Origin of the sequence: Micromonospora sp. NPDC049044, from assembly GCF_040649215.1 — a bacterium.
Taxonomy (GTDB): domain Bacteria; phylum Actinomycetota; class Actinomycetes; order Mycobacteriales; family Micromonosporaceae; genus Micromonospora.
Genome location: NZ_JBEZFA010000023.1, coordinates 111654 through 118234 on the forward strand (window position 1 = coordinate 111654; position 6581 = coordinate 118234).

Here is a 6581-nt window from a genome sequence, read left to right on the forward strand (position 1 = left end):
CGGACGACGAGACAGCCGCACGTCACCGCCGATATGGCTACGCGCGGAGCCCGCTCGTTCGCGTCGGAGAGCGCCGCTCACCCTTGGGCGCATCGTGGACGAGGCGGTGACGCTGCTTGACGAACGTGGCGTCGAGGGTCTGACCATGCGCCGTCTGGCTCAGCAACTCGACGTGACGGCGACCGCCCTCTATTGGCATGTGGCGACGAGGGATGACGTCCTGGACCTGGCCGTTGACCGGATCTTCGGCGACGTGCCCATCCCGGTCGTGAGCGGCGACTGGCAGGAGGACGCCCGCCTCCTCGCCCGAGCGTGGCGCGCCGCCATGCTGCGCCATCCCTGGGCACCGAACCTGGTCGGACGCCCGATGCTCGGGCCCAACGTCCTCGCCCGCACCGAATTCCTCCAGTCGGCGCTGGTGCGCGGCGGCTGTCGTGGACTTCCGCTCGCGGTGGCCACGCGGATGCTGGCCAACTACGTCATCGGCGCCGCGCTCACCGAAGCCACCTGGCACCGGACCGCAGACCCGCAGGCGCGGGCCGCGGCCCGCGACCACATCGCCGCGAGGGCCGACGAGTACCCGACCCTCGATGCCTCCGGCCATCTCGACGAGACCCGATGGGACGACGACCTGCTGTTCGAGGAGGGCCTCGACGGCATTCTCCGGGCGGCCGCGCGGACCGGGTCGCCGTGCTGACCGGGCGGCCGCGCTGACCGGGCGACCGGGCGACCGCGCTGCCCGGCGCACCGCCGCCGCGGCGGCCCGGAGTCAGTGGCTCCGGGCCGCCGGTGTCGCTCTTCGCTCAGGGGCTGGTGCAGGTGATGTTGCCGGGTGAGGTGGCGCCGTTGCCGGTGGCGGTGAACCCGAAGGTGGTCGACGCGTTCGGCGCCAACGTGCCGTTGTAGGCGGCGTTTCGGACGGTGACGGTGCCTGTGGTGCCGGTGTTGGTGCCGCTCCAGAGGCTGCTGATCGCCTGGCCGGAGGCCAGGGTCAGGCCGACGGTCCAGCCGTTGACGGTGGCGGCGGTGTTGTTGGCGACGGTGACCTCACCCTGGAAGCCGCCAGGCCAGCTGTTGACCAGGCTGTACGTGGCGGTGCAGCTGCCCGGCTCCCCGGTCGGGGGCGGAGTCGTCGGCGGCGGGGTGGTCGGTGGAGGAGTGGTGGGCGGGGGCGTGGTCGGCGGGGGCGTGGTCGGCGGGGCGGTCGTGGGAGGAGTGGTCGACTCGAACTGACTGAAGAATCTCCAGATCTCTCCCGACGTCCAGGTCCTGCTGTCGTTCGGGCTTGACGATCCGTCGACCGGGCTGGGGGTGTGGTCTCCGTCGAACGCGGCCCACTGCACGGGATAGCCCGCTCGGCAGCCCGTGTACGTGGTGGTGATGTGGGTGAGACTCCCCCGGCTCGGTTCGCGCGGGCTCTGCGCGGTGCAGCCGTTGTTCCTGACGAAGGTGTCGCGCAGCGATCGGCCCTGGGAGATGTTCAGCACGCTGTCGTAGATGCCGTGGATGCCGAAGTAGGGGACGGGTTGGGTGCCGCCGTTGCAACCGCTGAGGTTGGCGCCGGACAGGACGGCGACCGCGCGGATGACTGTGGGTCGGGCGCAGGCCACGGCGTAGCTCATCGCCCCGCCGTAGCTCCAGCCCAGGGCGAAACGTTGGGTCGTGTCGACGCAGAGGTCGTTCTCGACCTGCCGGGAGATGTCGTCGAAGAGGGTCAGGTCGCGACCGTTGGTGTTGGCCCACCCGGCGTCGATGCCCTGCGGCGCGACGAAGATCGTGGTGTTGTTCGACAGCGGCGCGAGCCCGTAGTAACCGGCCGAGGCGACGTTGCTCGCCGAGCCGTTCAGCCAGTGGAAACCGAAGACCAGCCGGTACTGCCTGTTCCGGTCGTAACCGTCCGGGATCCGCAGGATGTAGGTGCGGCTCTGGCCGCTGCTCTGAATGGTGCGTGTTCCGTTGGTGAGCGTCGGGGCCTTACCGCAGCCGGCGGTGGCCGCGAGCGTGCCGTTCGTCGCGGCCACCGCCGCTCCACCCGGGCCGCCGTTCAGTACGCCACCAGCGGCCGCGGCGAGAAGAACCGCCGCGCCCGCGATGGTTGAGAGGAGTTGTCGGTGTTTGCTCACTGCTTGGCTCCTTGCCAGTTGTCGTCAGGTGGTGGTGGTGGTGCTGCGCGGGACGGGCCTCGGCGACCCTCGACCGTGTCCGTTCTGGGCACCGGGGTGTGGATGACGGCTCACGCCCCGCCGTCTGCTCGCCGGCAGTGGGTCGGGTCTGGCCGGTGGCCGCGCCCGTCGAGCACCGCCCGACGGGCGGCCCGTCGGGCGGACGGGGCGGTGAGGTGGTGACGGATGGCGGTGGCACTCCCAGGTGCCGGAATACGGCTCCCCTTCCGTTGCGGGCCGGTGTGCGGGGCGGTGCGGCATGCACGGGTGGCGTGCGGGCGCAACCGCCGCTGTCGGGCTCTCCGCGACGGGCATTGAAAGCTGGGGGCATGCAGCCGGACCGGGATCGTCCGGCAACCGCCTGCGGTGGCCTGGCATCGGCGGAGCGGCCCGGACTGGTCAGCGACTGGCAAGGGCGGCCGGTGGGCGTCGCCCTCGGCGTGCCTTTGTCGATCGACTCAGGTGATTGGGAGTGTGCCCTTCACCCCCGTGCCGAAAGATAGCATGTTATCGATAACATGCTCAACCGTCGGAGTCGCTCTCGGGCACTCTGAGCAGGTGTCGGCCGTCGTCCGGCGTGCTGCTGCGGGTGGCTGCCGGCAGCGCCCTGGCACTTCGGGTCCGCCGCGTCGTTCTGGTCGAGAAGGGCCTCCGCTGCGCTTCCCGCCAAAGATCCTTTACGAATCAGCATTGACGCTCATGCATTCGTCCACGAGGATGGACATCGGTAACATTAGCGGGGGTGTTATCGCGCCTGGCGATCGAGTTATCGCCATTCAAAAGAGCGACCACTTTGCGGCACCCCCAACCGGACCTCACGAGGGGATGGCCTGCATGAAACGTACGCTCGGAGTGCCTCTGCTTCTCGCCAAGATCTTAGCCGTCGGCTTCGCGGTTGCCCTGGCTGCGCCAGGGTCCGCGCCGGCCTCAGCGGCGGCGGTGCTCCAACCTCTGTCCACAAACGACTTCCGGGCCACCGAGTCGTCGCCCGACAGTGACTCCGGCACATTTGCCCGGTCGGCCACGATGATCGAGTTCTCGGCGGTGGCCAAGAGCGCCGTGGCGGCGGAGGTGTCCCTCTCCGTGGCCGGCAAGAAGTTCACCGCCAGCAAGGACATCAGCAAGGGTGTCGCCACCTGGTCTGGCGGCGGGGCTTCGCTTCAGCCGGATGAGCGCACCACGTTCGGTGCGTTCGCCAAGTCCCTCGAATCGTCCTGGGTCAAGCCGGCCAATGTGGCGAAGACGCCGGTTCCGCTGCACCGGGACCTGACCATCCGCCTGGCCATGCTGGTTGCCGAGGCACCGGTCGGCACCAAGATCGGCGACCTGGATGTGCCCCGCCCGGTGGAGCGGTACGGCCAGCCGAAGGTTCCGGACATGAAGCTCGCGGTCGAGTCGTGCGTCAAGGAAGGCACCGCGGTCACCGCGCCGAACAGCGAGTCCCGGAGCAAGGTGCTTGCCGCGTGTCAGCAGAGCAACGAGGACGGCATCCTCTACACCGGCTGCAATGAGAACGCATGGGTGGTCCACGACGCCAACAGTCACTGTTTCCTGGGTGAGAGCATCTATGTCGGACCGGCCTCGTACGACTGCATGGGTAAATGCGGTGGCGGTTGCTTCATTGTCACCGGTTACACCTATGACTGTGCCGACCACGACCGCTGCGGTCGGGAGCACGGCGGCTCGACGAATCCATGGGACGCCGAATGCGGTGACGAATATTTCGAAGCCGATGACGACTTCCTGTATTCAAGCAACCAATGCGGTTAGAGCCTGAGGCCCTCCTACGATGAAGCGACTGCTGATGTCCGTGGCGCTCGTCATGCTCGCGGTCTCGGCGTCCGGGTGCGGGTCCACCGAGAAGTCGGTGGACCCGCCACCGAACGCACTGGCCACGGTGGCGGGCGAACCAATCACTGTCGAACGTGTCCAGGCGCTCATGCCTGATGACCCCCTGCCGCCGGTGTTGGTGGTGGGCGGCTACTCCGGACCCTGGGGGGAGGCACTGAACCTGGCGATCCGCGACGAGCTCCTGGTGCGTGAAGCCGCTCGTCGTGGCCTCGACGGGTCGACCAGAGCCGAACAGATCGCCACCCTCATCAAGCAGGAGCAGCGCGACAATCCCGGCTTCACCATCGAGAACATCGCCGACGACGAGGCCCGCACCTGGTATCAGGAGCACCGCAACCTGTTCGGCGACGTGGCGCGGGCCGAGGTGGCCTGGGCGGAGTTCACGGACGGCGACGAGGCCAAGAAGGCAATGGATCGGGTGGCCGGCGCAGATCAGCCGACGTTCCAGCGACTGCTCCGTGAGGACAAGCCGGCGAAGAGCGGCACCGCCACGATCGACGACCAGCACGACGATGTCGATCCGATGATCACCCGAGGGGCCTATGCGATTGCCGCCGCCGGTGGCATCGGACTGTCCGCCGATCCGAAGAACAGCCGCTGGTGGGTGGTCCGCGTCGAGAGCATCTCCTTCGAGACGGTCACCTGGGACGAAGCGCTCGCCTACCGTGTCAAATCGGCGATGACCGCGTACCGTCAGGACGAACACCTGCGCCAGCTCGCCGACTCGTTGCGGAAGAAGTGGCCGGTCCACGTGTACGAGGCGAGGCTCGCTGACGTCATGAGGACGGAGGAAGCGAAATGAACGTGGCTACCCTGGCTGGTGGCGTTGTCGCGCTGTTCATCGCCGCCGCGGCGTTCGTGAGTCTACGCGGGCGCGGCACGGCATCCGGGTCCGTCGGTCTGCTCCTGAGGATCCTCGCGATCGCCGCCACCGCGTGGATCGTCATCGCGCTGTTGCCGTTCACGATCGACGACAGCGGCGCCGCCGCCACCTATCTGCTGGGCGTACCGGTGGTTGCGGCGATCTGTCCCCTGATCGCGGACCTGACCCATCGCGCTGTCGCCACGACCACGACGGTGGCGGCGTTTGTCCTGCTGGTGTGGGCGCTCCTGCTGGGCCTCGGCATCGGTCTCTGGTTCGTCCTCCCGGCCCTGTTGCTGGGGGTGGCGGCGATAGCCACGATGGCCAACCGCGGCGCGACGGTGCCGAGCAACCAGGATGCCTGAGCCCGGCTACGACGCCTGAGGCGCTGGCCCTCACAGCTGCCGACTGACGTCGCTCAACCGTTCGCTGAGGAAGACGCGTTCGACGTCGTTGTCGGTGAGGGTCAGCGCCTCTTCGTAGGCCGTCACTGCCTCGGGCCACCGTCGCAGCTGGCGCAGGAAGTCGGCGCGGGCCGCACTGAGATATCCGTAGGTGGCCAGGGCCGGCTCGTCGAGCATCGGAGTGAGCGCGTCGAGTCCGGCCTCGGGGCCGTCGCGCAGCCCGATCGCCACGGCGCGATTGAGGCCGACGACGGGCGACGGCCACAGCCGGAACAACGCGCCGTAGAGCCCGATGATCTCGTTCCAGTCGGTGTCCTGCCAGGTTGGCGCCTCGGTGTGTACCGCAGCTATCGCGGCCTCCAGGGCGTACCGGGTCGGTGCCCGTCGGCGCAGGGCGTCGGTCAACAACGATCTACCCTCGCCGATGAGCTGCCAGTTCCAGCGGGTGCGGTCCTGGTCGGACAGGAGCACCAACCGCCCCTCGGCGGACAGCCGGGTCTCCTGGCGTGCCGCGGTGAGCAGCAGCAGCGCCAGCAGAGCGCTGATCTCGGCGTCTCTCGGCATGAGCAGGTGCAGCATGCGGGCCAGATCGATCGCACAGTCCACCAGGTCCTGCCGCACCAGGTGCGCACCCACCGGTGCGGTATGACCGGTGGTGAAGATGAGGTGCACGACCTCGAGGACGGCGCTGACCCGCTCGCCGAGTTGATCCGGGCCCGGCACCCGGTACGGAATGCGGGCCGTAGCGATCTTCTTCTTGGCCCGGGTGATCCGCGCGGCCATGGTGCTCGGCGGCACCAGGAACGCGCGGGCCACCTCCGGGGTGGACAGCCCGCACACCAGGCGCAGGGTCAGGGCTACCTGCGCCTGCCTGGACAGTGCGGGGTGGGCACAGGTGAAGATGAGTCGCAGCCGGTCGTCGACCAGACCGTCCTCGGGGCCCGGTGTCGCCTCGTCCGCGACGAGCAGTGGCATCTTGCGACGGAACACCGATTCGCGGCGCAGGACGTCGAGGGCCCGGTTGCGAGCGATGGTGGTGAGCCAGGCGCCCGGCCGATCCGGAACGCCACTCTCGGCCCAGGTCTCCAGGGCCTGCGCGAACGCGTCCTGGGTGCACTCCTCGGCGAGATCGAGGTCCCGGGTCAGCTGGGCGGTGGTGCTGAACACCCGGGCCCAGTCGCGGGGGGGGGGGGGGGGGCCCCCCCCCCCCCCCCGGGGGGGGGGGGGGGGGGGGGGGCCCCCCCCCCCCCGCCGCGACGCGATCGTGTCCCGACTCACGAGCCGGGTACGCGCTGGTGGAGC

6 protein-coding genes are annotated in these 6581 nt (G+C 69.2%); 4 read left to right on the top strand and 2 right to left on the bottom strand.

Going from position 1 to position 6581, the window contains the following annotated elements; translation table 11 throughout:
* The first annotated feature begins 31 nt into the window (after positions 1 to 31).
* The gene (locus tag AB0B85_RS20270) at positions 32 to 697 is read left to right on the top strand and encodes a TetR/AcrR family transcriptional regulator C-terminal domain-containing protein (protein WP_357409435.1); all 666 of its coding nucleotides are present in this window, start codon (positions 32 to 34) and stop codon (positions 695 to 697) included.
* A gap of 106 nt (positions 698 to 803) precedes the next feature.
* Here the strand turns inward: AB0B85_RS20270 and AB0B85_RS20275 are convergent, their stop codons facing one another.
* Positions 804 to 2123, bottom strand: a complete 1320-nt coding sequence (locus AB0B85_RS20275) for a cellulose binding domain-containing protein (RefSeq protein ID WP_357409417.1) — start codon at positions 2121 to 2123, stop codon at positions 804 to 806.
* A gap of 1065 nt (positions 2124 to 3188) precedes the next feature.
* Here AB0B85_RS20275 and AB0B85_RS20280 point away from each other — a divergent pair.
* From AB0B85_RS20280 to AB0B85_RS20290, 3 genes are read left to right on the top strand one after another with little or no spacing between them, the layout of a single operon-like run.
* Positions 3189 to 3932: a hypothetical protein gene (locus AB0B85_RS20280; RefSeq protein ID WP_357409419.1), complete on the top strand. Its 744-nt coding sequence runs from the start codon at positions 3189 to 3191 to the stop codon at positions 3930 to 3932.
* A gap of 19 nt (positions 3933 to 3951) precedes the next feature.
* A complete protein-coding gene (locus AB0B85_RS20285; RefSeq protein ID WP_357409421.1) occupies positions 3952 to 4815 on the top strand; it encodes a peptidylprolyl isomerase in 864 nt (287 codons plus the stop codon).
* Positions 4812 to 5240, top strand: a complete 429-nt coding sequence (locus tag AB0B85_RS20290; protein WP_357409423.1) for a hypothetical protein — start codon at positions 4812 to 4814, stop codon at positions 5238 to 5240. The genes AB0B85_RS20285 and AB0B85_RS20290 overlap by 4 nt, the downstream gene beginning before the upstream one ends.
* A gap of 30 nt (positions 5241 to 5270) precedes the next feature.
* On the opposite strand, the gene AB0B85_RS20295 is transcribed toward AB0B85_RS20290, so the two are convergent.
* Positions 5271 to 6446 carry a sigma-70 family RNA polymerase sigma factor gene (locus tag AB0B85_RS20295; protein WP_357409425.1) on the bottom strand — a complete coding sequence of 392 codons (1176 nt, stop codon included), beginning with the start codon at positions 6444 to 6446 and terminating at the stop codon, positions 5271 to 5273.
* Positions 6447 to 6581: the final 135 nt, after the last annotated feature.

What these genes read in the sequence shown, in the direction of transcription:
- AB0B85_RS20280 (WP_357409419.1), top strand. Translation starts at nt 3,189, where the DNA reads ATGATCGAGTTCTCGGCGGTGGCCAAGAGCGCCGTGGCGGCGGAGGTG.
- AB0B85_RS20285 (WP_357409421.1), top strand. Translation starts at nt 3,952, where the DNA reads ATGAAGCGACTGCTGATGTCCGTGGCGCTCGTCATGCTCGCGGTCTCG.
- AB0B85_RS20290 (WP_357409423.1), top strand. Translation starts at nt 4,812, where the DNA reads ATGAACGTGGCTACCCTGGCTGGTGGCGTTGTCGCGCTGTTCATCGCC.